The organism is Enterobacter sp. CPE_E863, assembly GCF_046521465.1.
Lineage (GTDB): Bacteria > Pseudomonadota > Gammaproteobacteria > Enterobacterales > Enterobacteriaceae > Enterobacter > Enterobacter adelaidei.
This window is the reverse complement of the sequence record NZ_JBKFZX010000001.1, coordinates 2431356-2457604: the sequence shown is the minus strand read 5'-3', so window position 1 is coordinate 2457604 and position 26249 is coordinate 2431356. Positions and strand designations below refer to the sequence as shown.

24 protein-coding genes and 3 pseudogenes are annotated in these 26249 nt (G+C 53.6%); 17 read left to right on the top strand and 10 right to left on the bottom strand.

Annotated elements, in window-relative coordinates; all coding sequences use genetic code 11:
• The first annotated feature begins 1 nt into the window (after position 1).
• The 4 genes from ACLHV8_RS12095 to comJ all read left to right on the top strand — a co-directional run bounded on the left by ACLHV8_RS12095 (position 2) and on the right by comJ (position 6315).
• Positions 2 to 4387, top strand: a complete 4386-nt coding sequence (locus ACLHV8_RS12095) for an RHS repeat-associated core domain-containing protein (RefSeq protein WP_208595193.1) — start codon at positions 2 to 4, stop codon at positions 4385 to 4387.
• A gap of 12 nt (positions 4388 to 4399) precedes the next feature.
• Positions 4400 to 4849: an SMI1/KNR4 family protein gene (locus ACLHV8_RS12090; RefSeq protein WP_208595192.1), complete on the top strand. Its 450-nt coding sequence runs from the start codon at positions 4400 to 4402 to the stop codon at positions 4847 to 4849.
• Positions 4850 to 5257: 408 nt separating this feature from the next.
• Complete coding sequence (locus ACLHV8_RS12085) at positions 5258 to 5689, top strand: immunity 26/phosphotriesterase HocA family protein (protein ID WP_208595191.1); 432 nt, start codon at positions 5258 to 5260, stop codon at positions 5687 to 5689.
• A gap of 143 nt (positions 5690 to 5832) precedes the next feature.
• Positions 5833 to 6315 carry a competence protein ComJ gene (comJ, locus tag ACLHV8_RS12080; protein WP_410376891.1) on the top strand — a complete coding sequence of 161 codons (483 nt, stop codon included), beginning with the start codon at positions 5833 to 5835 and terminating at the stop codon, positions 6313 to 6315.
• A gap of 76 nt (positions 6316 to 6391) precedes the next feature.
• Here comJ and ACLHV8_RS12075 read toward each other — a convergent pair.
• A pseudogene (locus tag ACLHV8_RS12075) lies at positions 6392 to 6487 on the bottom strand (DUF933 domain-containing protein); the annotation flags it as partial.
• Between ACLHV8_RS12075 and ACLHV8_RS12070 the strand changes: the two are divergent.
• The 3 genes and pseudogenes from ACLHV8_RS12070 to ACLHV8_RS12060 form a co-directional block, all read left to right on the top strand.
• Positions 6481 to 7545: pseudogene (locus tag ACLHV8_RS12070) on the top strand (RHS repeat domain-containing protein); the annotation flags it as partial. The pseudogenes ACLHV8_RS12075 and ACLHV8_RS12070 overlap by 7 nt on opposite strands.
• A gap of 412 nt (positions 7546 to 7957) precedes the next feature.
• Positions 7958 to 8278, top strand: coding sequence for a hypothetical protein (locus ACLHV8_RS12065; RefSeq protein WP_208595205.1), 321 nt, complete (start codon positions 7958 to 7960; stop codon positions 8276 to 8278).
• 344 nt (positions 8279 to 8622) lie between these two features.
• On the top strand, positions 8623 to 8916 hold the full coding sequence (locus ACLHV8_RS12060; RefSeq protein WP_208595162.1) for a YciI family protein: 294 nt from the start codon (positions 8623 to 8625) through the stop codon (positions 8914 to 8916).
• Positions 8917 to 8970: 54 nt separating this feature from the next.
• Here ACLHV8_RS12060 and ychF read toward each other — a convergent pair whose 3' ends face one another.
• Both ychF and pth read right to left on the bottom strand, forming a co-directional pair.
• Positions 8971 to 10065, bottom strand: a complete 1095-nt coding sequence (gene ychF, locus ACLHV8_RS12055; protein WP_010432886.1) for a redox-regulated ATPase YchF — start codon at positions 10063 to 10065, stop codon at positions 8971 to 8973.
• Positions 10066 to 10191: 126 nt separating this feature from the next.
• The gene (gene pth, locus ACLHV8_RS12050) at positions 10192 to 10776 is read right to left on the bottom strand and encodes an aminoacyl-tRNA hydrolase (protein ID WP_023336005.1); all 585 of its coding nucleotides are present in this window, start codon (positions 10774 to 10776) and stop codon (positions 10192 to 10194) included.
• A gap of 274 nt (positions 10777 to 11050) precedes the next feature.
• On the opposite strand from pth, the gene ychH reads away from it, so the two are divergent.
• Both ychH and ACLHV8_RS12040 read left to right on the top strand, forming a co-directional pair.
• Positions 11051 to 11326, top strand: a complete 276-nt coding sequence (ychH, locus tag ACLHV8_RS12045) for a stress-induced protein YchH (RefSeq protein WP_028018741.1) — start codon at positions 11051 to 11053, stop codon at positions 11324 to 11326.
• Positions 11327 to 11381: 55 nt separating this feature from the next.
• A pseudogene (locus ACLHV8_RS12040) lies at positions 11382 to 11513 on the top strand (MerR family transcriptional regulator); the annotation flags it as partial.
• Here ACLHV8_RS12040 and dauA read toward each other — a convergent pair.
• The 4 genes from dauA to lolB all read right to left on the bottom strand — a co-directional run bounded on the left by dauA (position 11499) and on the right by lolB (position 15853).
• On the bottom strand, positions 11499 to 13178 hold the full coding sequence (gene dauA, locus ACLHV8_RS12035) for a C4-dicarboxylic acid transporter DauA (RefSeq protein ID WP_208595163.1): 1680 nt from the start codon (positions 13176 to 13178) through the stop codon (positions 11499 to 11501). The pseudogene ACLHV8_RS12040 and the gene dauA sit on opposite strands and share 15 nt — an antisense overlap.
• A gap of 124 nt (positions 13179 to 13302) precedes the next feature.
• Complete coding sequence (prs, locus tag ACLHV8_RS12030; RefSeq protein ID WP_003856663.1) at positions 13303 to 14250, bottom strand: ribose-phosphate diphosphokinase; 948 nt, start codon at positions 14248 to 14250, stop codon at positions 13303 to 13305.
• 125 nt (positions 14251 to 14375) lie between these two features.
• On the bottom strand, positions 14376 to 15245 hold the full coding sequence (gene ispE / locus ACLHV8_RS12025) for a 4-(cytidine 5'-diphospho)-2-C-methyl-D-erythritol kinase (protein ID WP_208595164.1): 870 nt from the start codon (positions 15243 to 15245) through the stop codon (positions 14376 to 14378).
• A complete protein-coding gene (gene lolB / locus ACLHV8_RS12020) occupies positions 15242 to 15853 on the bottom strand; it encodes a lipoprotein insertase outer membrane protein LolB (protein WP_028018744.1) in 612 nt (203 codons plus the stop codon). The genes ispE and lolB overlap by 4 nt, the downstream gene beginning before the upstream one ends.
• A gap of 201 nt (positions 15854 to 16054) precedes the next feature.
• Here lolB and hemA point away from each other — a divergent pair, with 201 nt between their 5' ends.
• The 6 genes from hemA to kdsA are packed head-to-tail and all read left to right on the top strand — an operon-like array spanning position 16055 to position 21358.
• Entirely contained in the window at positions 16055 to 17311 is a 1257-nt protein-coding gene (hemA, locus tag ACLHV8_RS12015) for a glutamyl-tRNA reductase (protein ID WP_028018745.1), read from the top strand.
• Positions 17312 to 17352: 41 nt separating this feature from the next.
• Positions 17353 to 18435: a peptide chain release factor 1 gene (prfA, locus tag ACLHV8_RS12010; RefSeq protein ID WP_049005087.1), complete on the top strand. Its 1083-nt coding sequence runs from the start codon at positions 17353 to 17355 to the stop codon at positions 18433 to 18435.
• Positions 18435 to 19262, top strand: coding sequence for a peptide chain release factor N(5)-glutamine methyltransferase (prmC, locus tag ACLHV8_RS12005; protein WP_208595166.1), 828 nt, complete (start codon positions 18435 to 18437; stop codon positions 19260 to 19262). Before prfA ends, prmC begins: the two co-directional genes overlap by 1 nt.
• Positions 19262 to 19654, top strand: coding sequence for an invasion regulator SirB2 (sirB2, locus tag ACLHV8_RS12000; protein WP_028018748.1), 393 nt, complete (start codon positions 19262 to 19264; stop codon positions 19652 to 19654). Before prmC ends, sirB2 begins: the two co-directional genes overlap by 1 nt.
• Before the next feature lie 3 nt (positions 19655 to 19657).
• Entirely contained in the window at positions 19658 to 20467 is an 810-nt protein-coding gene (gene sirB1, locus ACLHV8_RS11995; RefSeq protein ID WP_028018749.1) for an invasion regulator SirB1, read from the top strand.
• Between the two features lie 36 nt (positions 20468 to 20503).
• Positions 20504 to 21358: a 3-deoxy-8-phosphooctulonate synthase gene (gene kdsA, locus ACLHV8_RS11990; RefSeq protein WP_028018750.1), complete on the top strand. Its 855-nt coding sequence runs from the start codon at positions 20504 to 20506 to the stop codon at positions 21356 to 21358.
• Positions 21359 to 21406: 48 nt separating this feature from the next.
• Here the strand turns inward: kdsA and chaA are convergent, their stop codons facing one another.
• Entirely contained in the window at positions 21407 to 22507 is a 1101-nt protein-coding gene (chaA, locus tag ACLHV8_RS11985) for a sodium-potassium/proton antiporter ChaA (protein ID WP_024907071.1), read from the bottom strand.
• Positions 22508 to 22777: 270 nt separating this feature from the next.
• Between chaA and chaB the strand changes: the two genes are divergently transcribed.
• Together chaB and ACLHV8_RS11975 are read left to right on the top strand one after the other, a co-directional pair.
• Positions 22778 to 23008 (top strand): putative cation transport regulator ChaB, encoded by a 231-nt coding sequence (gene chaB, locus ACLHV8_RS11980; RefSeq protein WP_021240355.1) that lies wholly within the window; start codon positions 22778 to 22780, stop codon positions 23006 to 23008.
• A 177-nt stretch (positions 23009 to 23185) separates the two neighbouring features.
• Complete coding sequence (locus tag ACLHV8_RS11975) at positions 23186 to 23881, top strand: gamma-glutamylcyclotransferase (RefSeq protein WP_049005090.1); 696 nt, start codon at positions 23186 to 23188, stop codon at positions 23879 to 23881.
• Positions 23882 to 23911: 30 nt separating this feature from the next.
• On the opposite strand, the gene ACLHV8_RS11970 is transcribed toward ACLHV8_RS11975, so the two are convergent.
• Both ACLHV8_RS11970 and ACLHV8_RS11965 read right to left on the bottom strand, forming a co-directional pair.
• Positions 23912 to 24151 (bottom strand): DUF1883 domain-containing protein, encoded by a 240-nt coding sequence (locus ACLHV8_RS11970; protein ID WP_010432930.1) that lies wholly within the window; start codon positions 24149 to 24151, stop codon positions 23912 to 23914.
• 211 nt (positions 24152 to 24362) lie between these two features.
• Positions 24363 to 26147 carry a methyl-accepting chemotaxis protein gene (locus ACLHV8_RS11965; protein WP_208595167.1) on the bottom strand — a complete coding sequence of 595 codons (1785 nt, stop codon included), beginning with the start codon at positions 26145 to 26147 and terminating at the stop codon, positions 24363 to 24365.
• Positions 26148 to 26249 lie beyond the last annotated feature (102 nt).

The window sequence follows — 26249 nt, the reverse complement described above, 5'->3', positions numbered from 1 at the left end:
CATGAGCGATAACAACGCGGCCCGTAAGGGCGACGAGATTATTCACTCCAGCATTTTTGCTGACATCACCAGCATTGTGGCGGAAGGTGCCGCCTATGCGGTGATCGGTGCGGCGGTGGGCGCGGCAGCCACCGTGGCTGCACCATTGCTGGGGGCGGGGGCTGCTGCCGCAGGCGTGGCGGCGATTGGTTCCAGCTGCTTGCTGAGCGGCATCATTGGCGGTGTGCTGGCAAACGTGGCGGGCATCACCGACGATATCAGCAACGCTGCGGAGGGATTAGGCAATGCGCTTTTCCCGCCGTCGCCTGCGGGTAAAATCACCACCGGCTCGAATAATGTTCTGACGAATGCGATCCCTGCTGCACGCGCGGCGGGCACGCTGACGCCCGCGGATACCCCTTCACCCGAACCGCAGTCCCCGGGTAGCTTTGCCGATTACGCGGGTATGCTGCTTTCCGCTGCCGGACAGTTCGGCAGTGAAATGTGGCAGCCGAGTGTGGCATCTGCCGCTGCGGGGACTTCGCCGCTGGAAGAAGACAAGGTGGCGTGCGAAAAACACTCCGGGCCGCAGTATCTGGCAGAAGGCTCCAAAAGCGTCTTCATCAACGGACAACCCGCTGTGCGTGCGAAAGATCGCACCACCTGCGAAGGCACCGTTTCCGACGATGTCTCCCCGAACGTGATCATTGGCGGCGATACGCTGACGGTCCGCGATATCAAAAGCGGCAAAACGCCTGGGCTGGCGCTGGGGATGATTGCGCTCTCCTTGCTGCGCGGGCGTCCGGGCAAGATCCTGAAAAACATGCCCTGTGCGCTGGCGGCAGCCGGCGGCGGGATGCTGGCCGATATGGCCGTCAATGCCGTGTTTGGCTCCTCGCATCCGGTTCACGCCGCCACTGGCGTGAAGGTCTTGAATGACGACGACGAGCTCGACTTCTCGCTGCCGGGGCGTTTCCCGCTTCGCTGGCAGCGCAGCTATAACAGCCTGACCACCCGCGAAGGGCTGTTTGGCCTGGGCTGGGCTACCACCTTTGACAGCTATCTGACGCTGGAAGAGAACAACGCAACCTGGTTCGATGAAACCGGACGAGAGCTGACTTTTGAGCTGCCGCCGGTTGACCACGCGTTTTACAGCATCAGCGAAGGCATCATTATCCGCCGCAATGAGAGCGGCGACGTGGCGATTGCCGACGATGACGGCGCTGTGTGGCGTCTGTATAAACCAACCCGGGCGGAGCCATCTATCCTGCGTCTGGCCTCTCTCAGCGACGAATACGGCAACGCGCTGCTGACGGAGTGGGATGAGCACGGCAGGCTGGTCGGTCTGCACGATGAGTTGCGGGCGATAGACGTCACCCTGCGCTATGAAGATGAACGTTTCCCGCAGCGTGTTACCGCTGCCAGTCATTTTGACGGTAACCAGACATGGCCGCTGATGCAGTGGCGCTACGATGCGCGCGCACAGCTGGCGAGCGCGACGGATGCCTCCGGCGTGGTGACGCGTGAATACCGCTATAACGACCACGGCATGATGGTCTGGCATCGCCTGCCGGGCGGTCTGGAAAGTGAATACCGCTGGAAAAAATTTGACCACTGGCGCGTGGTGGAAAACCGCACCAGCACAGGGGATGGCTGTCGCTTCACCTACGATCTGGACGCCGGGCTGACCAGTGTTGAACACTACGATGGTCAGAAACGTCAGCACTACTGGAACGCGCAAAATCTGATCGTCCGCTACGTTGACGAGCGCGGCGAGAACTGGCGCTACGCGTGGGATGACAACGAGCTCCTCACGCAACGCATCGATCCGCTCGGGAACGTCGTCACCTTCGTCTACGACGACATGGGCAATCGGGTGCAGGAGATCGACGCCGACGGCAATGCCCGTACCACGACCTGGCTGGAGCACCGTGCGCTTCCCGCGGCGATTATCGAAGCAGACGGCAGCGCTACCCGGTTCTGGTACGACGAACACCACGGCCTGAAACGCGTGGTGGACCCGATGGGGCAGACCACGCAGCTGCGACGGGATGAGTTCGGTCAGGTGGTTGAAGAGGTGGACGCCGCCGGGAACAGCCGCTACCAGGAGTACAACGAGGCCGGACAAGTCGTGCGTGCGACGGATTGCTCTGGCCGCACGACCCGGTATCACTATCATCCGCTGGGCTGGCTGACGACTGAGATAAGCGCTGACGGTGAAGAGACCCATTACCGCTATGACGCGGCAGGGCGTCCGGTGCAGCTTGATCGCCCGGAAGGCTGGACAGAGTCGCTCAAATGGAACGAACGTGGCCTGCCTGTGAAGCATGCTGGCGCCGACGGGAAAGAGAGTGAGTTCAGATACGATGAGGCAGGGCGCTTAACTGCCACCCGCAATACCCGGGGCGAAGAGGTTCGCCGCCGCTGGGACAGCCGCGGGCGTCTGATTGCTCTGGAAAACGAAAACGGCGAAGCGTATCAGTTCCGCTGGGGCGCAGACTCGCTGCTGCTGGAAGAGGTGGGGCTCGATGGGGTGGCCTCGCAGTATCGCTACGACGCCTGCGGGCGCACGATAGCGCGTACCTTTGCCGCCGGTCATCCCGAAGCCATTACTCACGCCTTTGCCTGGAGCGCGAGCGGCCAGTTGGTCGCCCGCACCACGCCGGAAGGGCAGACCCGCTACCATTACACCCCGTCCGGGCTGTTAAGCCGGATTGGCCTGCACCCTGCGCTTTCAGCGGATGCGTGGAGCTCCGAGGCAGAGCAGGAGCTTGCCTTTGAGTATGACGCGCTCGGTCGCGTCACGCGCGAGGCGGGTGAGCACGGCGAGCTGGCGTGGGAGTATGACGCGCTGGGCAACCGCACGTCCGTCACGCTGCCAGATGGCCGCGAGCTGAAGCAGTTCTACTACGGCAGCGGGCATCTGCTCAGCATTGCCCTCGATAAACTGTCGGTCTCCGACTTTACCCGCGACGAACTTCACCGGGAGACCAGCCGCACACAGGGGCTGCTGACCACCCGCAGCGAATACGATCGTCTTGGCCGACTGCATCGCCGGGATGTCTTTACCGGCAACGCTCAGCGCCCTTCGCCGCGTCGCTGGTCCCGCCGCTGGGATTACGACTACCGCAATAACCTGGTGCGGGAAGAGCGGGACGATAACCCGTTCAGCTGGTACCGCTGGCAGTACGACAGCGCCGGACGTCTGCTCGTTCAGGACGGTACGCTGCCCGGACAGGAGCAGTGGCGCTGGGACGCTGCCGGTAACCCGCTCGAAGGATCTGCTGAGAAGGTCACGCACAACCGCCTGACGCAGCTGAACGGCATTCGCTGGCGGTATGACATTCACGGCCGCACCGTGGAGAAGGATAACGGCCAGACCCGCTGGCACTACCGCTACGACGGTGAACATCGCCTGACGGAGGTTATCAGCCAGCCGCGGGACCGCAATAAACCGCAGACGCAGGTGAGCTTCCGCTACGACCCGCTCGGACGCCGCATCAGCAAAACGCGACGCCAGATGCTGGGCGGTCAGCCAACCGGCAAGCCGGTCACAACCCGGTTTGTCTGGGAAGGGTTCCGCCTGCTGCAGGAAGTGCACGGGGATGTGCCGCTGACCTACGTCTACAGCGACCAGGACAGCTACGACCCGCTGGCACGTATTGACGGCGTGGATGCGCCGGAGATTTTCTGGTTCCACTGCCAGCCCAACGGTACGCCGGAGCGGATGACGGATATCGAGGGGCAGGTGCGCTGGGAAGGCGTGAACAGCGCCTGGGGCAAGCTGCTGCGGGAAAGCAAGACGCAGGTATCAGGATATTCTCAGAACCTGCGGATGCAGGGGCAATACCTGGACCGTGAGACAGGGCTGCACTACAATCTGTTCCGGTATTACGACCCGGACTGCGGAAGGTTTACGCAGCAGGACCCGATAGGGCTGGCGGGGGGGATAAACCTTTACCAGTATGCGCCGAATGCGCTGGGGTGGGTGGATCCGTCGGGGTTGAGTAGGTGTTCATCCTCAGGTAAATATAAGCCCGGAACAATTCTTGGACGTACGGTTTATAAAAATACTGTCGATATACATCCTGGAGTTCCTAAATCAGTTCATCCTTCAGTTCATCCGTCAATCAAAGCGAAAGTTAAGGATGGTTGGACAAATGTTGATTTGATGAAAAACGGCTATGCTCCGATTGGTACGGATGGAAAACAAGTGAATCTACATCATGTTCTTGGACAAGAGCCTGGACCAATGGTGGAAATTCTTTCATCTACGCATAAGCTGTATCATAAGCAATTGCATGGATTAATCGAGAACGGTGGTAGTTTCAGAAATACTCCTGAACTTGATAGACAGTACAACAGATTCAGAAGTGCGTATTGGAAGTTGAGAGCATTAGATTTTTAATAGGGTGTAAAAATGATGACTATCAAAGCTGCAATTGAGTATTTGAACAATAATGCGACAGACGAAGTTTTTTGGTTAGGTCAAGTTGATATAGAACAGGTTGACTCACTTGAAAATAACCTGGGCATTAAACTCCCTCATGATTTTCGAGAGTTCTTACTTTTGGTTGGAGGCGGAGGGGTGATTGGAGAGGAGATTTCAGGAGTTGTGGATAATAATGCTCTCGAAGAGTCCGGAGGGGCCGTTTTTTACGATACAATATATTGTCGTAATGAATTTTCACTTCCTGAAAATTATGCAGTTATATATTTTAAAGATGATGAAGTTTGCTGGTGTATAGATTCTAATAGTGATGGCTTTGGAAGGGTTGTTAATTATGACCTGTTTTCCAAGAAAACGACAAACACTATAAGCTCTTCGTTTACTGAATTTTTTGATAATTATGTTAAGTTACGAACGTGATTAGTGGTATGAATTCCAATTAAATCCATGAGTATTTCCCAAGCTGATAAGGTCCAAGAGATAATTTGGACCTTATGATGCGAGTTTTATTGTGTCTAATTTAGAATGTGGGAATGCACCAACGCGATTGAATAGTCATGAGAATACACCGGATAAATCTCATTTGGAACAGCTGACTATATTTGATAATAATTTGACCAAGGCTGAGGCTAAATACTTGGAACAAAGAATTATGGATCTTAATGGTGGAACTAAGTCATAGAATTCCTTAACAAATCTCCTCAATAAAATCAGATTATATAGCCCTAATAACCAAAACGCTAGCATATATTATATTGCGGGTCATAGCTGTGATTGGGGTGGGAAAGTATTGAAAGATGCGTTATCAATTCTGAAAGGTAATGGTTTATGAAAGTAAAATACAAAGAGGGTGACATTTTTGTCATTCCATTGAGTAATGGGGAATATGCGATTTGTCATATTGTTTTTGTTCCAAGCAAAAAATTTAAGCAAGCAATAGGGTTCTGCATATTATCATTACAGAATACTGAAGAACTTATGGATAGCGGTGCATTAACGCCTTTAATTTTTGAAAAGTTTGGTAAGGAGATGAAAGTTATCTTTACTGGCAACCAAAATATCAGCAAAGGCGTTTGGAAAATTATTGGTTACGCTGATCTCACAGAAGAAAAAAAACAACTGAAAATATTTAATTATGCAGGTGGTTTGTATAATGGAGAGGACGAAATCAGGAGGTTATCTGTTGCAGAATACCCTAATTACACAACAATGGGGGTATCAGGGTTTGAGCTTGCCGATAACATTCTGACCAATATTTGAGTATCAGGGGAAGGGTGCTTCCCCTGTCACCTTTCGTATTACAGCCACTCATTAACGCATTGAAAAATATCACAGGAATTTTATTTTTTGATGGCCTGACCTCACATTATAGGTAGAGCGAGAATAAAAATAGAGGTAATGTAATGAATGATAAAAAAATACAAATAGTTGACCTACTGATTTCGCATAGTCAAATATTGTTACGTTCCCGAGATTATGACGAAAAACTGAGTCAGTGGGGAAAAGGCAATGTTTCTCAAGGTGCTGTTCTACACAAGGATTATGTTATATTCGATCTATTACCAGAGGACGCGTTTGGAGCAAACGTCAATATCAAAATAGAGAATGCTTTCAAATTGGATGAAAATGCTCAGCGCTGTATTGTTGTACCATTTTTTATTACGGATAAACATAAGCTGCAAATCGCTTCTGCAACTGAGAAATTCGATTTAAATATAGATGTGAACGATAAAGTTTATTCACTCTTTTATGAGATTTGTGAAGGAGATGAAATTTACTATAATTTCACTCTTGTACCGACAAAAGAAGCTATTGCTGCTAAGTTTTTGCTAGATGATCCTTGGGGAGGAATAAAAGATCATCCTCTCAAAGAAGGGGTTTTTTAAATGTAATATTAACCGGGGAATTAATCTTGGAATAAAAATCCACGCCGAAGCGTGAATTTTTTTCATTCAAAACAAATCAAACGTTAAACAAGAAGTTCATTACGTCGCCATCTTTAACGATGTAATCTTTCCCTTCCGCACGCATTTTGCTTGCTTTTTTCGCGCCTTGCTCTAGATAAGCTGTCGGTCTACGACTTTACCCGCGACGAACTTCACCGGGAGACCAGGCGCATCCAGGGGCTGCTGACCACCCGCAGCGAGTACGACCGTCTTGGCCGACGGCATCGCCGGGATGTATTCACTGGCAATGCCCAGCGCTGCGTCGTTGGGATTACGACTACCGCAATAACCTGGTGCGCGAAGAGCGGGACGATAACCCGTTCAGCTGGTACCGCTGGCAGTACGACAGCGCCGGGCGTCTGCTCGTCCAGGACGGTACGCTGCCCGGCCAGGAGCAGTGGCGCTGGGATGCGGCCGGTAACCCGATCGAAGGATCTGCTGAGAAGGTCACGCACAACCGCCTGACGCAGCTGAACGGCATTCGCTGGCGGTATGACATCCACGGCCGCACCGTGGAGAAGGATAACGGCCAGACCCGCTGGCATTACCGCTACGACGGTGAACATCGCCTGACGGAGGTTATCAGCCAGCCGCGGGACCGCAATAAACCGCAGACGCAGGTGAGCTTCCGCTACGATCCGCTCGGACGCCGCATCAGCAAAACGCGCTGCCAGATGCTGGGCGGACAGCCAGTCGGCAAGCCGGTCACCACCCGGTTTGTCTGGGAAGGGTTCCGCCTGCTGCAGGAGCTGCACGGAGACGTGCCGCTGACCTACGTCTACAGCGACCAGGACAGCTACGACCCGCTGGCGCGTATTGACGGCGTTGATGCGCCGGAGATCTTCTGGTTCCACTTCCAGCCCAACGGCACGCCGGAGCGGATGACCGATATCGAGGGGCAGGTGCGCTGGGAAGGCGTGAACAGCGCCTGGGGCAAGCTGCTGCGTGAAAGCGAGACGCAGGTATCAGGATATTCTCAGAACCTGCGGATGCAGGGGCAATACCTGGACCGTGAGACAGGGCTGCACTACAATCTGTTCCGGTATTACGACCCGGACTGCGGAAGGTTTACGCAGCAGGACCCGATAGGGCTGGCGGGGGGGATAAATCTTTACCAGTATGCGCCGAACCCTATCAAATATATCGACCCGCTTGGATTATGTAAGGCTGAAAGAGCAAGAGCGCGCCAAGCTAAAATGCTAAAAGATGATGTAGGATATAATATTAGTCCAAAAAGTTGGGATCAATATCCTGCAATCGGTCGAGATGGTACATTTATTACAGACAAAAAAGGAGCGTTGAAATATTTCAATGGCATTGAAGACGGAGATATCATTATATCTAAATCTCTTGCTTCAAAAATTGAAAAAGACATGGGTTTATACCCAGGGTCTTTAAGTGAAGGATTTAATATAAGAAAGATTGGTGGCATCTCTAATATGCAGCCACGAAGCCCATTAAGTGGTAATGATTATTTCTTAGGTCCGGGCCAACATTTACCTGGCGGGGCTCCAGAAATGGTGATAAATTCCGTACCAACATCAACTCCAGTAGCTATAAGGGTGAATGTAAATTGAATAAGATGCCAGATGATTCGATTATTGTCATTGATATGGCTGGGACTAGTGTGAAAATACGCGTTCTGGGAAAAGATTTAATTAGAAAAATGCAGGCGATAGGTTTTTCATTAAAAGATGAGCTTATGGTTTTACCTGTAATTGACGATCAGGATAAGCAAAGAATAATAAGGCTATTAGTTGACGAAGGAGCTCTTTTTTTATTTGGATATGGTTGGTATCCATCCGAAGTAATGGATTATTACAAAGAACAAAACATCAACTTTGGTAAATATAAGATTATATACTGGAGTGATAAAGATACATACCATATTGAGGAAAGATAACCCCCCATAAAATAAATGCAGGAGAGCACTTATCAACCATGTTGATAATCTTCGAAGCTCAGGGCAAAAAATTATTTTGGACTCCACCTCCTGAAGGCGCAACTTTCTATTACTTAACATTCAACCTGTCAAAGGAAGTGGTCGTTGTCTGTAGATATCCAGCAAAAAAATGGCTGGCATGATTGGTTTTATTCCTGGGATATGAAACGTAACACGTTGTCACGATCAGGCCCTGCATATTAAGCTCAAATGCGCCCTAAAAATGATAATGATACCGGGTGGCAAAAGAGGGGCTGCACAAGCAGTTCGAACAAACGACGTAAAAACCAAACTAAGAGGCAAGGATGAGCACAGTTTACATTGTCATATTGACCTATATAAAACCACTCGAAGAAATCGACGCAGAGATACCTGCTCATGTTGAGTGGCTTAAAAAGGGGTATTCAGAGGGGATTTTCCTGGCATCGGGTAGACGGATCCCAAGAAACGGTGGGGTCATTCTCGCGAAATGTGAGAGTCTTGCCGCTCTTGAAGAGCGCTTGCGCGAGGATCCTTTTCAGGCGTTGAAGCTTGCGACAGCCGAAATCATTCCATTTGAACCCAGCATGAAAACAGAACTCTTAGACAGTGTGTTTTAACCCCGGAATAAAAAAATCCACGCCAGGGCGTGGATTTTTTTCAGTCAAGACGACTCAGACGTTAAACAAGAAGTTCATCACATCGCCATCTTTAACGATATAATCTTTCCCTTCCGCACGCATCTTGCCTGCTTCTTTCGCGCCTTGCTCACCCTTGTAGGTGATGAAGTCTTCAAACGCGATGGTCTGCGCACGAATAAAGCCTTTCTCGAAGTCGGTGTGAATTTTACCAGCCGCCTGAGGCGCAGTTGCACCCACAGGGATGGTCCACGCACGCACTTCCTTCACCCCAGCGGTGAAGTAGGTCTGCAGGTTCAGCAGCTCATAGCCTGCGCGGATCACGCGGTTCAGGCCCGGCTCTTCCAGACCCAGCTCGGCCATGAACTCTTCACGGTCGGCGTCGTCCAGCTCGGCGATGTCGGATTCAACGGCAGCGCACACCGCCACAACCACAGAACCTTCAGCCGCCGCGATTTCACGCACTTTGTCCAGGTACGGGTTGTTCTCGAAACCGTCTTCGTTAACGTTGGCGATGTACATGGTTGGCTTCAGGGTCAGGAAGCTCAGGTATTTGATTGCCGCCTTGTCTTCTTCCGTCAGATTTTTCAGCGCGCGCAGCATGCCCGCGTTTTCCAGCTGTGGCAGACATTTTTCCAGCGCAGCCAGTTCCGCTTTCGCGTCCTTGTCGCCGCCTTTGGCTTTCTTCTGCACGCGGTGAATTGCGCGTTCGCAGGTGTCGAGATCAGAGAGCGCCAGCTCGGTGTTGATAACGTCGATGTCGTCAGCCGGATCCACTTTGTTGTTTACGTGGATAATGTTGTCGTTCTCGAAGCAGCGCACAACGTGCCCGATCGCTTCGGTTTCACGAATATTAGTCAGGAACTGGTTACCCAGACCTTCACCTTTGGATGCGCCTTTTACCAGGCCCGCGATATCCACGAATTCCATGGTGGTTGGCAGAATGCGCTGCGGCTTCACGATTTCCGCGAGCTGGTCCAGACGCGGGTCCGGCATTGGTACAACACCGGTGTTAGGTTCGATGGTACAGAACGGGAAGTTCGCCGCTTCGATACCCGCTTTGGTAAGCGCGTTAAACAGGGTGGATTTGCCCACGTTTGGCAGACCGACGATACCGCATTTGAATCCCATTTCTAAATCACCTTAATATCTTGATAATCAATCCGTTAACGATAACCGATTGATGAAAAGTAAATAACTACGCCTATTATACACGTAACCCGCATGACGCGCGGTAAAAAAGCCGGATCGGGCGGATTATTGCGCTTTGAAAGCGTGTAAGCGGTTTGTCGCTTTGGTTAACCCATCTTTCAGCCAGATTTCAGTGCAGCGAGCCGCTTCGTCTACCGCCTCGTCAATCAGTTTCTGCTCAGAAACCGGTGGTTTACCGAGTACGAAACCAACAACTTTGTTTTTATCGCCCGGATGACCGATTCCCACGCGCAAACGGTGGAAATTCGGGTTATTGCCCAGCTTGCTGATAATATCTTTTAGACCGTTGTGGCCGCCATGCCCGCCGCCCAGTTTGAATTTTGCCACACCAGGCGGGAGATCCAGTTCATCGTGCGCCACCAGAATTTCATCCGGGTTGATACGATAAAACGTTGCCATCGCCGCCACGGCTTTACCGCTCAGGTTCATAAAGGTGGTTGGTACCAGCAAACGAACATCAGCGCCAGCAAGGTTGATACGTGAGGTATAGCCAAAGAATTTAGGTTCTTCACGCAAAGGAGCACGTAACCGCTCGGCCAGGAGATCGACGTACCATGCCCCGGCATTATGGCGTGTTGCCGCATACTCTGCGCCTGGGTTGGCGAGGCCGACAATCAGTTTAATCGTCACGATTCAATTCCTAATGGGTTCCAGATCTGGCGCGTAGTTTACTGTCTGACGAGCCGCTTGACAAAATTCTGCGATCTTCACAGCGGAATACGAATAATTTCTTATTTAAACAATTAGAATTTCAAGCTGTTCAACGTCTTATTTGTAAACTTTTGTTTGGACGTTATCGGTAATTGTGATCATTCACGCAACTCATAAAAGAGGCGTTGTCTATACTTTACACACAAGGATTAGGGGCTTTTCCCCTGACAACCCAAAGTTCCGGAGGTGACACATGAAACGCAAAAACGCTTCGTTATTCGGTAACGTGCTGATGGGGTTGGGACTGTTCGTGATGGTAGCCGGCGTGGGTTATTCAATTTTAAACCAACTGCCGCAGCTTGACCTCCCGCAATACTTCGCGCACGGCGCGATATTGAGCATCTTCATTGGTGCGGTATTGTGGCTGGCAGGGGCTCGCATGAGCGGTCGTGAGGAAGTGTGTGACAAATACTGGTGGGTGCGCCACTACGACAAGCGCTGTCGTCGTGACCAGCACAAGCACAGTTAGTGCGACGATAAAGAACACCGAAACGGCTCCCAAGGGAGTCGTTTTTTTTTGCACGGACATGAAGCAGGAACCGCATATGATGAAGGGGATATGGATGGTGCCTGCCGTGCTTGCATCGCTCCAGCAGGCCACCCGGGTGATGATGCAGAGACATTATTCTGCATCAGACCACTCACAGATCCGCTAATGCGGCTTCACGGTTAGGGTAGAAGGAGAGTCGGCCAGGGATTGGCTGCACGCCCGCGCGCGCCATGGTGCGTAGGGGCTGGAATTCCAGGTTACTCACGCGCAGCTCACAGCCTTCCGGCAGACGTTTCACAAAGCGCTGGAAGGCATCCAGTCCACCGGCATCCAGCACCGGAACGGCATCCCATTTCAGCACCACAATCCGTTTCCCCGCGATGCGGGATTCGAGATCGCTGAACAGCCCCTCCGCGGCGGCAAAGAACAGCGGGCCAATCACACGCAAAACCAGCACATCGTCAGGCACTTCGACGTTCACCGGGGAAAGACGCGTCATCTGCGCAATACGACGCATAAACAGCAGGGACGCCAGCACAATCCCGACGCTGATGGCAATGACCATATCAAACAGCACGGTCAGCGACATACAAAGCAGCATCACGATAATGTCGTCTTTCGGTGCGCGACGCAGCAGGTTCACCACCTTATGCGCCTCACTCATGTTCCAGGCTACCATCAACAGCAGAGCGGCCATGGCTGAAAGCGGTAGCCAGGAGAGCAACGGAGCAAGGATAAGCAGGGCGAGGATCACCAGCACGGAGTGGATCACTGCCGAAATGGGGGATGTTGCCCCGGCACGCACGTTTGCCGCGGAGCGTGCGATGGCTGCCGTTGCAGTGATGCCGCCAAAGAACGGTGCGATAAGGTTACCCAGACCCTGACCAACCAGCTCGCTGTTGGCTTTATGCTTCGTTCCCGTCATGCCGTCCAGTACCACCGCACAGAGCAGAGATTCAATGGCCCCCAGCATTGCCATTGAGAAGGCTGCGGGAAGGAGGGCGCGCAGGGAATCCCAGCTTAGCGTGAAGCTGGAACCGGGCATATCCCACGGCAACACCAGCTGCGGTAACAGCTGCGGAATACCGCTTCCCTGTGAACCGTCCGCCAGAACATAGTGGAACTGCGAGCCGATAGTCGCGACATGGCCACCGAACATATTGACGATGGCCATTACCGCGCAGCCCAGCAGCAGCGCGGGCAGATGGCCAGGGAGACGAATGCCCAGACGAGGCCACACAATCAGCGTACCCAGCGTCACAATCCCGATGGCGGCGTCGCCCAGGTTGGCGGTCGGCAGCGCCATAATTAGCGCACCGATTTTTTGCAGATAGTGTTCAGGTACGTGGGGCATCTGCAGACCCAGGAAGTCCTTGATCTGCATGGTTCCGATGGTGATACCAATCCCGGAGGTGAACCCCAGCGTCACGGAAAGGGGGATGTATTCAATCAACCTGCCAAAACGGGCAAGACCGAATAAAATCAAAAAGACGCCGGACATCAGGGTGGCAACCAGCAGGCCTGCCAGGCCAAACTGCTGGGAAACCGGGTAGAGGATCACCACAAAGGCAGCGGTCGGGCCAGAGACGCTGAAGCGCGAACCGCCGGTCAGGGCAATGACGATCCCGGCAACGGCCGAAGTATAAAGGCCATACTGCGGCGCAACGCCGCTGCCAATCGCCAGCGCCATTGCCAGCGGAATGGCGATAATGCCGACGGTGATCCCGGCTATCAGGTCACGTAGAAAGCGTGACGAGGTGTACTTCTCTTTCCAGCAAGCGTCGATGAGGGCGCGAAAGGGCAGAACATGTGAGGAGGTTACGTTTTTCACAATTATCTATCTTCCAGATGCGCATCATCTGTCATATGAATGGCAGGTGAAGGAGGCATTGATCATACAAATAAATATTAAAGACAAAAAAACCCGCCGCAGCGGGTTTTTTGGCCGTGCTCGATTAGTGTTCGAACATAGCTGAGATGGATTCTTCGTTGCTGATACGACGAATCGCTTCGGCCAGCATCCCGGACAGGGTCAAAGTACGTACGTTTGGCAGCGCTTTGATTTCGTCACTCAGTGGGATGGTATCGCACACCACAACTTCGTCAATGACGGAGTTACGGAGGTTGTTTACCGCGTTACCGGAGAAGATCGGGTGAGTTGCGTAAGCGAATACGCGCTTGGCACCACGTTCTTTCAGTGCTTCTGCAGCTTTACACAGCGTACCGCCGGTATCGATCATGTCGTCAACCAGCACGCAGTCACGGCCAGCTACGTCACCGATGATATGCATCACCTGAGAAACGTTAGCGCGCGGACGACGTTTGTCGATGATCGCCATATCGGTATCGTTCAGCAGCTTCGCGATAGCACGAGCACGTACCACGCCGCCGATGTCCGGAGAAACCACAATTGGGTTGTCCAGGTTCAGTTGCAGCATGTCTTCCAGCAGAATAGGGCTGCCGAATACGTTATCAACCGGGACGTCGAAGAAGCCCTGGATCTGCTCTGCGTGCAGGTCAACGGTCAGTACGCGGTCAACGCCGACGCTGGACAGGAAGTCAGCGACAACTTTGGCGGTGATAGGTACACGTGCAGAACGAACACGGCGGTCCTGACGGGCATAGCCGAAGTAAGGGATTACAGCAGTGATACGGCCTGCTGAAGCACGACGCAGCGCGTCGACCATAACAACCAGTTCCATCAGGTTGTCATTTGTTGGAGCACAGGTGGACTGGATGATGAAAATATCACCACCGCGTACATTTTCGTTAATTTGTACGCTGACTTCGCCGTCGCTAAAGCGACCTACGGCGGCGTCGCCGAGGGAAGTGTACAGGCGGTTGGCAATACGTTGTGCTAGTTCCGGGGTGGCGTTACCAGCAAAAAGCTTCATATCAGGCACGAGAAGAACCTCAGGCATGCGTCCAGTGGTGGATAGCGTTCGCCGCAAACTGTGCGGGCCAGGCGAATACTATCCAGGCGGTGTATTAAAGAGCGCGATGCAACGTCTGGAACAGGGTGACGTTGTCACCGAAACTCAGTCTGCGCCAGAATGGTCTGCTGTAGGGGAGACGTGTTCATCCCACGCGCTACAAAACCATGCAGCCAAACCGGCGCTTGCTCAAGCACCTGACGAGCGGCGGATTCGGTGTCAAATTCAGCAAAGACACAGGCCCCTGTACCAGTCAGGCGCGACGGCGCGTATTCTAACAGCCAGGAAAGCACCGCATCAACCTCGCGAAAACGTTTTCTTGCGATATCCTCGCAATCGTTGCTGAATTCACAATTTAATAACGTTTCTATTGACCGAACCGGAGTATCTCTTTTCAGGTCAGGATCTTTAAAGATGACCGGGGTCGGAATGCTCACGCCGGGGTGGGCAACGAGATACCATTTTTCTGGCGGCTCGACCGGAGTGAGGACCTCTCCTACACCTTCGGCAAATGCCGCATGACCACGAATAAATACCGGTACATCCGCGCCCAGCGTCAATCCTAAGGCTGCCAGTTCGTCCGTCGACAGCCCACAACCCCAGAGATGGTTCAGAGCAACCAGCACGGTTGCGGCATTGGATGAGCCTCCACCGAGACCGCCACCCATTGGCAGACGTTTCTCAATGAGGATATCTGCGCCGCTTCCTGTCGGTAGTCGTCCGGCGTCAGTTGCCGCTTTCATCAGCAGGCGCGCCGCGCGGACAATTAGGTTGTCCTCATGCGCCACACCATCGACAGGCGTCAGCAGGCAAACCTGCCCGTCCTGACGCAGCTCAATCGAGATTGTGTCGGCATAGTCAATAAACTGAAACAGCGTCTGCAGGGTGTGATAGCCATCAGCACGCTGGCCGGTGATGTATAAAAACAGGTTCAGTTTTGCCGGAGAGGGCCAGTGGGTCATCATTTAACGATCCAGTTGTCCATTTTCAGCTTGATACGCTGGCTGCCCTGGGTCAGTTCCATATTCGATGGCAGAGAAGGTTTACTGTTGCTGTCATAGGCGCTGTACACCACTTTCCAGGTTTTGCCATTCTGCGCGTAATTCACCTGGCTTAGACGGTACTGATCGTCAAGCTGGTAGTCGGTGGCATCCCCCGGCAGGCCAAGGATCCACTGGCGCAGGCTGTTGAGCGGGATAGGCATTCCCGTCAGCTTACCAATCATCTCTTCGGCATCTGTCGCGGTGTAATGCTGGCCTTTGTTATCGGTGATCTGCGCTTCGCCCGGTTTCGCGATAAGCTCCAGTTCGGTGCTGCCCAGCGGGTTCAGCAGCAGCAGACGGTAGTTGTCCTGGCCTGTTTGCTGCCAGAAGAAACGCGCATAAACCTTTTGTTCGTCAGAGAGATACGCGAAAGCGCCGCGAGTCTGGTACTGGCTCAAATTACGGACGTCCTGCTGGTGTTGACGCCACTGCGGAGAATCAGGGCTTTTGCCTGGGCCTTTTGGTTGGGTGACAGTACAGGCGGTCAGAACCAGTGCGGCCAGCGGCAGCAGGCGAATCAGTCGGGTCATAATGAGGACAAATCCTTGAGATACGTTGCAGTTATAACTGTTAATGCTAGCGTTGAAGGGCCCCACCGTCTACGTTCAAATTATCTCAAAGCGCGATGTAACCTATTACTCCGAAAGGGTGCAGTCTCTTTTATTGATCTCGCGCATCCTGTATGATGCGTTCTGCTAACCTTATTAACGCTGGTACTACTCCCGCTCAACATGACCTTATTAGCACTCGGCATTAACCACAAAACAGCCCCGGTTTCGCTGCGAGAACGCGTAACGTTTTCGCCAGACACGCTTGACCTGGCGCTGGACAGCTTGCTTGCACAACCTATGGTGCAGGGTGGCGTGGTGCTCTCGACGTGCAACCGTACCGAGCTTTATTTGAGTGTGGAAGAGCAGGATAACCTGCACGAGGCGCTGATCCGCTGGCTATGCGACTACCACAATCTCAACGAAGACGAACTGCGCAATAGCCTGTACTGGCATCAGGACAATGATGCCGTCAGCCATCTGATGCGCGTGGCCAGCGGGCTGGATTCGCTGGTTCTCGGCGAGCCGCAAATTCTGGGGCAGGTGAAAAAAGCGTTTGCGGATTCGCAAAAAGGGCATCTGAAGGCCAGTGAGCTGGAACGTATGTTCCAGAAGTCATTCTCCGTGGCTAAGCGTGTGCGAACCGAAACCGACATTGGTGCCAGTGCGGTTTCTGTTGCTTTCGCGGCCTGCACCCTTGCACGCCAAATCTTTGAATCCCTGTCGACCGTTACCGTGATGCTGGTGGGTGCGGGCGAAACCATCGAACTTGTCGCGCGCCATCTGCGCGAACATAAAGTGAAAAAGATGATTATCGCCAACCGTACCCGCGAACGTGCTCAGGTGCTGGCGGACGAAGTGGGCGCAGAGGTGGTGGCGTTAAGCGACATTGATGAACGCCTGAAAGAGGCGGACATTATTATCAGCTCTACCGCCAGCCCACTGCCGATCATCGGTAAAGGGATGGTGGAGCGTGCGCTGAAATCCCGTCGTAATCAGCCGATGCTGCTGGTGGATATCGCCGTCCCGCGCGATGTTGAGCCAGAAGTCGGTAAACTGGCTAACGCCTATCTTTACAGCGTGGATGACCTGCAAAGTATCATTTCGCACAACCTTGCCCAGCGTAAAGCGGCGGCAGTGCAGGCGGAAACCATTGTTGAGCAGGAAACCAGTGAGTTTATGGCCTGGCTGCGCGCGCAAAGCGTCAGCGAGACCATCCGCGAGTATCGCGGGCAGGCGGAGCAGGTGCGTGATGACCTGACAGCCAAAGCGTTAGCGGCCCTGGAACAGGGCGGCGACGCACACGCTATTATGCAGGATCTGGCATGGAAACTGACCAACCGCCTGATCCATGCCCCAACCAAATCTCTTCAGCAGGCTGCCCGTGACGGGGATGATGAACGCCTGACTATTCTGCGCAACAGCCTCGGGCTGGAATAGCGCCCTATACCCATTTTCTAAGAAAAGGTGCACTTACGCCTATGAAGCCTTCTATCGTCGCTAAACTGGAAGCTCTGCACGAGCGCCATGAGGAAGTACAGGCGCTGCTCGGTGATGCCGGGACCATTGCGGACCAGGAACGTTTTCGCGCGCTCTCTCGCGAATACGCGCAGTTAAGTGATGTTTCTAAATGCTTTACTGACTGGCGACAGGTTCAGGAAGATATTGAAACTGCGCAGATGATGCTTGATGACCCTGAAATGCGCGAAATGGCGCAGGAAGAGTTGCAGGATGCGAAAGCGCGTTCGGAAGAGATGGAACAGCAGCTTCAGGTGCTGTTGCTGCCGAAAGATCCGGACGATGAACGTAACGCATTTGTGGAAGTCCGCGCCGGTACCGGCGGTGATGAAGCGGCCCTGTTTGCCGGGGATCTGTTCCGCATGTACAGCCGCTACGCTGAATCGCGCCGCTGGCGTGTGGAGATCATGAGCGCCAACGAAGGCGAGCATGGTGGTTTTAAAGAAGTGATCGCGAAGATCAGCGGCGACGGCGTATACGGTCGTCTCAAGTTTGAATCTGGCGGTCATCGTGTGCAGCGCGTACCTGCCACCGAATCGCAGGGGCGTATTCATACGTCAGCCTGTACCGTTGCGGTCATGCCGGAGCTGCCGGAAGCGGAACTGCCGGACATCAACCCGGCGGACCTGCGTATTGATACCTTCCGTTCCTCCGGAGCGGGTGGTCAGCACGTTAACACCACCGACTCCGCCATCCGTATTACCCACCTGCCGACCGGTATTGTCGTTGAATGTCAGGACGAACGTTCGCAGCATAAAAACAAAGCCAAAGCGCTTTCCGTGCTCGGTGCGCGTATCCACGCGGCAGAAATGGCAAAACGCCAGCAGGCAGAAGCGTCGACCCGCCGTAACCTGCTGGGCAGCGGCGACCGCAGCGACCGTAACCGCACCTACAACTTCCCGCAGGGGCGCGTGACCGACCACCGCATCAACCTGACGCTTTACCGTCTGGACGAAGTGATGGAAGGCAAGCTGGATATGCTGATTGAGCCTATTGTGCAGGAATACCAGGCCGATCAGCTGGCGGCGCTGTCCGAGCAGGAATAATGGATTTCCAGCGCTGGTTACGCCAGGCCGTCGGTGAGCTTTCAGAAAGTGAGAGTCCTAAACGCGATGCCGAAATCTTGCTTGAGCATGTGACGGGGAAACCGCGCACGTATCTGCTGGCTTTCGGGGAAACACAGCTGGCTTCTGAGCAGGAGGCGCAACTCGCCATACTGCTTGCCCGTCGTAAGGCCGGTGAGCCGGTGGCGCATCTGGTTGGAGAGCGTGAATTCTGGTCGTTACCTTTGTACGTTTCGGCAGCGACCCTGATCCCACGTCCGGACACCGAGTGTCTGGTCGAGCAGGCGCTGGCGCGTTTACCGGCTAGCGCCACTCGAATCCTCGATCTAGGTACTGGGACGGGCGCCATTGCGCTGGCGCTCGCCAGTGAACGCCCGGACTGTGATGTGACGGCAGTGGATGTGATGCCAGACGCGGTAGCGCTGGCAAAGCGTAACGTGGACAGGCTCGGCCTGACTAATGTCACCGTACTGCACAGCAGCTGGTTTAGCGCGCTAGAAAATCACACGTTTGGGATGATTGTCAGCAACCCTCCTTACATTGACGAACATGATCCGCATCTTGCGCAGGGAGATGTCCGTTTCGAACCGCTGACGGCCCTGGTCGCCGCTAACGAGGGACTGGCCGATCTTGATCACATTGTGACAACGTCACGGAAGCATTTAGTTCGCGGCGGCTGGCTGCTGGTGGAGCACGGCTGGACGCAGGGAGAAGCCGTGCGGGCGCTGTTTACGCAAGCAGGCTACACCGCAGTGGAAACCTGCCGCGACTACGGCGGCAACGAACGTCTGACGCTGGGGCAGTGGTGATGAGCCTGTTTACTGTGCTTATTTCCGCTCACCTGATTTCCGTTGCGCTGACCATCGGTTTTTTCATCGTGCGCTACTGGTGGCGTTACAGCAACAATCCGCTGATGGATGCCCGCTGGGTGCGTGTCGCACCGCACTGTATCGATACGGTTCTGTTCCTGACTGGCGCCGGACTCATGTGGAAGACCGGCTATCTGCCATTTACTGATAAAGGCGCATGGCTGACTGAAAAGCTGTTTGGCGTTATCATCTATATCGTTTTGGGTTTTATCGCGCTTGGGCGTCGTCGTCCGCGCAGCCAGCAGGTGGGATTTATTGCCTTTCTGCTGGGTCTGGTGGTGCTGTACATCATCATTAAACTCGCCACCACAAGAATACCGTTACTGGGGTAAGTCATGAAGTCCTTAGCCGATTTCGAATTTAATAAAGTGCCGCTTTGCGATGGCATGATCCTGATTTCGGAGATGATCCGTGACGATTTTACGTCGCAGTATGTCTACGATGAGCTGGAAAATCTGGTCAGCCTGGCGCGTGAAGAGATCAATCAGGCGCGTCCGCAGGACTGGCAATTAGAGAAGCTTCTGGAACTTTTCTACGGCGAATGGGGTTTCTGCGATACGCGTGGCGTGTATCGCCTGTCTGACGCATTATGGCTGGACCAGGTCTTAAAGAATCGTCAGGGCAGCGCCGTTGCGCTGGGCTCTATTTTGCTGTGGGTCGCACACCGTCTGGATATTCCACTGGTGCCGGTCATTTTCCCGACGCAGATGATACTGCGTGCCGAGTGGCTGGATGGTGAGATGTGGCTCATTAATCCGTTTAACGGCGACACGCTGGATGAGCATACGCTGGACGTCTGGCTGAAAGGCAATATCAGCCCGGTGGCCGAGCTTTTTAACGAAGATCTCGACGAGGCGGATAACTCAGAAGTGATCCGCAAGCTGCTGGATACGCTGAAATCAGCGCTGATGGAAGAGCGTCAGATGGAACTGGCTTTGCGTGCCAGTGAAGTGCTGCTGCAGTTTAATCCGGAAGATCCGTATGAAATTCGCGACCGTGGGCTTATTTATGCTCAGCTCGATTGTGAACACGTCGCGCTGAATGATTTGAGTTATTTCGTGGAACAATGTCCGGAAGATCCGATTAGCGAAATGATTCGCGCGCAGATCAACGCGATCTCGCACAAACAAATTACACTGCATTAATCTTAATTCCGATTCACACCTGAATAAGGCGATCCTATGAAACAAAAAGTGGTTAGCATTGGTGATATCAACGTGGCAAACGACCTGCCGTTCGTGCTGTTTGGCGGTATGAACGTGCTGGAATCCCGCGATCTCGCTATGCGTATCTGCGAACACTACGTGACTGTGACCCAGAAACTGGGTATCCCGTACGTGTTTAAAGCCTCTTTTGACAAAGCCAACCGCTCCTCCATCAACTCTTACCGTGGCCCGGGCCTGGAAGAGGGAATGAAAATTTTCCAGGAGCTGAAACAGACCTTTGGCGTGAAAGTGATCACCGACGTGCATGAAGCCGCTCAGGCGCAGCCTGTGGCCGATGTGGTAGATGTTATCCAACTGCCGGCGTTCCTGGCTCGCCAGACTGACCTGGTTGCCGCGATGGCGAAAACCGGTGCGGTGATCAACGTGAAGAAACCACAATTCGTGAGCCCGGGTCAGATGGGCAACATCGTCGATAAGTTTATCGAAGGTGGCAACGACAAAGTTATTCTGTGCGATCGTGGTTCAAACTTCGGTTACGACAACCTGGTTGTGGATATGCTGGGCTTCAGCGTGATGAAGAACGTCTCTAATCAGTCTCCGGTGATCTTCGACGTGACGCACGCACTGCAGTGCCGCGATCCGTTTGGTGCAGCCTCCGGCGGCCGCCGTGCCCAGGTTACCGAGCTGGCGCGCGCCGGTATGGCAACCGGCCTGGCGGGTCTGTTTATCGAAGCGCACCCGGATCCGGCTAACGCGAAATGTGACGGTCCATCCGCGCTGCCGCTGGATAAACTGGAGCCGTTCCTGAAACAGATCAAAGCGATTGACGATCTGGTGAAGAGCTTCGACGAGCTGGATACCAGCAACTAATAAAAAAACCCGCTTCGGCGGGTTTTTTTATGGGGCATGGTAAAAAGACTACGCAAATATCGTCATCAGATACGCAATAAACAACGCCATATGCGCCGCGCCGTTCAGCACATTGGTACGTCCGGTCGAGAACGAAATCTGACACAACAACAGTGATGCCACCATCACGATCATCTCTGGCGCACCCAGCGCAAACTGCAGCTCGTTACCCGTCATAAACGCAATCAACGTCACCACCGGAACGGTAAGCGAAATCGTCGCCAGCACGGAGCCGAAGAACAGGTTCATTGCGCGTTGCACCTGATTATTCAGTACCGCTTTCAGCGCGCCCAGTCCTTCAGGGGACAGAATCAACAGCGCTACCAGGAAGCCGGTAAAGGCCACCGGCGCGTTCAACTCGGTTAACAGCGTCTCCAGCGGATTGGCGTTCATCTTGGTAACCGCGATAACCGCAATCAGATGCACGATCAGCCAAACCGTGTGCCACGCGCTGCTGTGGGCCGACGGTTTACCGTGATGCGGGTCGTCATCGTCGCTGTCGTCTTCATGCTCATACACAAACAGACTCTGGTGCGTTTTGGTCTGAATCAGCAGGAATACGCCGTACATGGCCGCGGAAATCAGCGCAACCAACAATGCCTGACCGGTGGAAAAGTTTGCACCCGGCAGCGCCATCGGGAACACCAGCACGATAATTGCCAGCGGGAAGAGGGCAATCAGATACTGTTTAATGCCGAACAGGTTCATATACTGGGTCGCGAATTTACGACCACCCAATAACAGCGAGAAGCCCACCAGACCGCCCGTCACAATCATAATGATTGAGTAGAGCGTATCGCGCATCAGCGTCGGGGCGGCATCACCGGTCGCCATCAGCGCAGAGATCAGGCTAACTTCGAGGATAACAACGGAAAGACTAAGAATTAACGAACCGTACGGCTCGCCCAGACGGTGGGCTAATACGTCGGCATGGCGAACGACGCTAAAAGCGCTGGTTAAAATACCAACCAGAGCAAGAATATTGATACCAACCACCACTGGCAGTGACTGACTGCTTCCCCAGAAGAGCAGCACAGCCAGTGCCAGAACCGGGAAAATGAGTGACGTCTCCTTGTGGCGGGTCTTTACCGCCTCGTGTGTTGCTGTCATGTGCTTCTCCATCAATGCAGGTGCTTGTAATTATAGATAGATTTTTGAGGTCATTAAACTAACAGATCTCTGTTAAATACCCTTTATTTTTTACTTAATTTTACCCTTTGTCATAATTTTGTTTCTTGATGGGTAAAATGCAGAGTCTTTGTTTATTAGTCATTAAATAACAATGTATTAAAAATATAATGTCCTCATAAATTATTGCCGGGTGGCACCATGCCATATCGTCGTCCACACTTATCTCTTTAGCCAAAAGAGAGGTCAGTGATGCCCTATAAAACGAAACGCGAATTACCCGATAACGTGCAAAACGTGCTGCCCGCCCACGCGCAGGATATCTACAAAGAAGCGTTTAATAGCGCCTGGGAACAATACAAAGATAAGGACGATCGCCGGGATGATGCCAGCCGTGAAGAGACGGCGCACAAAGTCGCCTGGGCCGCCGTAAAACATGAATATGAGAAAGGAGACGACGATAAATGGCATAAAAAGAAATAGCCGTGAAATAATTCGCTGCCTTCATTTTGACTTTTCAGGCGGTTGAACTTCCGTTGTATTGCAACTGGTCCGCTAATTGCTTATCGTTATTTAACTGCTGGCAAAATGACCAGCACCTAAGGCCGGGAAGGCGAATTACAGATGTCGCAAGGAAGCATGCAGTGGCGGAGGTGTAAAGTGTTAACGCGTGATTTCTTAATGAAGGCAGATTGTAAGACGGCATTTGGTGCTATTGAGGAATCGCTTCTCTGGTCGGCTGAACAACGTGCGGCGTCACTCGCTGCCACGCTTGCCTGCCGCCCGGATGATGGCCCGGTATGGATTTTTGGCTACGGCTCTCTGATGTGGAACCCGGCTCTGGAATTTGTCGAATCGGCAACGGGAACGCTGCCGGGCTGGCACCGCGCATTTTGCCTGCGTCTGACGGCCGGGCGTGGCAGTGCGTGTCAACCTGGGCGCATGCTTGCACTGAAAGAGGGCGGACGCACCACGGGCGTGGCATATCGCCTCCCGGACGCCACGCTGGAAGAGGAGCTCACGCTGCTCTGGAAGCGCGAGATGATTACCGGCTGCTATATGCCGAGCTGGTGCAAGCTGGAACTGGACGACGGACGTACCGTTAATGCGCTGGTCTTTATTATGGATCCTCGCCATCCGCTGTATGAAGCGGATACCCGTACGCAGGTAATTGCCCCGCTGATTGCTGCCGCCAGTGGCCCGCTGGGTACTAACGCGCAGTATCTCTTCTCTCTTGATGACGAGCTGACCCGCCTCGGTATGAAGGACGACTGTCTGAACGAACTGGTGGTGAAGGTGAAGGCACTTCTGGAAGGGAACCTGCTCAACAGCTCGCTGCGACCGGGTTTTGCCTGAGAATACGCCCGGCTCGCCGGGCGTTTAATGTTATGCTGCTACGTAGCTGACAGAATGCTCCAGTGACTGACTGTGGCTGTCGATCAACACATCCCACGTGCCGGTATAGGGCACCGTAAGCCAGGCTTTATCATCCTGCACGGTCAGAATATCTGCCTGCGATTGTTTTTGTGCTTTTGAACTCATCAGATGAATACGGCAGCGCTCTGAACAACGAACCACTACCGTATCCCCGCCAAACAGTTTCAAACTTGTTTTTACCAGTGCCATTTTTTACCCCGTAGTCTTAAACAACGCTCTCCCTGCTGCCATATCCGAGCGTGATATTGTTCACAATTCACTCATGGCATAACACCAAAGGGGAGGGGCCGGGATGCTGATTTTGATCAAAAAATGGCATAACGATTAAACAAAAATGACAAAATCCCTAAAAATTTCAGCTGGCGCGCGTTTTACCCGCTAAACGCGCGCCGGGATAAAATTAAATGCGGAAATGTCCGGCGGTTTCAGCAAGGTCACCCGCCTGGCTCTGCAGGGCGCCCGCGGCGGCGGCGGATTGCACAACCAGCTCGGCGTTCTGCTGTACCATTCTGTCGAGATGGGTTACCGCATGGTTGATCTCATGGATACCCTTCATCTGCTCGCTGGTGGCGATGGAGATTTCACGCATGATGCCCGAGACGCTGCCGATGCTGGCGCGGATTTCATTCATGCTTTCCCCTGCCAGATGCACGTAACGGGAGCCCGTTGCCACGCTGTCAGTGGTGGAATCGATAAGCGATTTGATCTCTTTCGCCGCCTGAGCGCTACGGCTTGCCAGGTTACGCACCTCTCCTGCCACCACGGCAAACCCACGCCCTTGTTCCCCGGCTCGTGCTGCTTCCACCGAGGCGTTCAACGCCAGAATATTGGTCTGGAAGGCAATGCCGTCAATTACGCTGGTGATATCGCCAATTTTTGCGGATGCCACTTCGATGGACTGCATGGTACTGATTGCCTGCGACACCACCTCACCACCGCGCGCCGCGGCCGCTGAGGCTTTGCTCGCCTGGTCGTTGGCTTCTGCTGCAGACTCATTCGACTGCGTCACGGAGGCGGTGATCTGCTCCACGGCACTGGCGGTCTCTCGCAGGCTGGATGCCGCCTGCTCGGTGCGTCCGGAAAGATCCTGGTTACCAGCCGCAATTTCCTGCGCGGCATTTTTCACCGATGCGCTGGCATCACGGAGCTGTACCATGACGACGGAGAGTTTATCGCTGAAGGCGTTAAACGCTTGTGCAATCTGCGCGACTTCGTCTTCACCATCATCCGGCAGGCGCTGCGACAGGTCGTTAGTCCCGTTAGCAATGTTGTGCATCGCGTCGCGGATGTCAGACAGTCGCTTCAGCAGACGGGCAATCAGGAAGTGAACAATAGCGGCGCTCAGCAGAGCCAGGATCACCAGCGAGATAGCCGACGCTTTAAGCAGGGAACGCATGCCGGATGTCGCATCGCCATTGTCGAGGGCGACAACTAACATCCAGTTAGTGCCTGACACGGCCGTCGCAACAAAGGTTTTTTCTTTGTCATCGAATGTGCCGACAACCGGATTACCGCTTTTCAGCGCCGCAAAATCGATACCTTTGATCGTCTCGGCAAACGGTTTAAGCGTCAGCGCCGGATCATTGGCGGCAATCACGGTGCCATCGCTGGTCAGAAGTAATCCACTACTTGCCGGGGTCGGATGGATCCCGCGCACGTTAGCGACCACGCTATCCATGGCCACATCGCCTGCTACCACGGCTTTCAGGGTGCCATTTTCTTTCACCGGCACGGCGAACGTCACCACCAGCTTCCCGGTACCGGCATCTACGTAAGGTGCGGTGACGACAGGGGCGTCCTGGCTTACCACCTGCTGATACCAGGGGCGAATGGTCGGGTCATAATCCGCGGGGACGCCCGCTGGGTCAGAGAATTTGGCTGTCTTGCTGGCATAACCAACATAGACGTTGGTGAATCCCCCCGCCTGCGCAAGCTGTTTGAATACCGGAACCGGATCGTCACTCAGCGCCACGGTCTGAGCGGAGGCGATCACCGTCATTTTGCTTTTTACCCAGTCGGCAATCGCCATGTTATGGCTGGCGCTGGTGCTGGTCAGGATATCGCGCTGTGACTGCTGGTTATCCTGACGCGTGACCTGGAAGTTGATAACGGTATTAAGGAGAAGGGCGACGACCAGACAGCCTGCCGTCGCGGCGATGATGCGTGCACGAATCGATCTGAACATAAGTGAAATACCTGCTGTGTTGTTTCCATGCCTATCGGCAACCTTGCAGGTAAACTTGATGCTGAAACCGCGTCCATAAGAAAATAATATTTTTACGGGTTT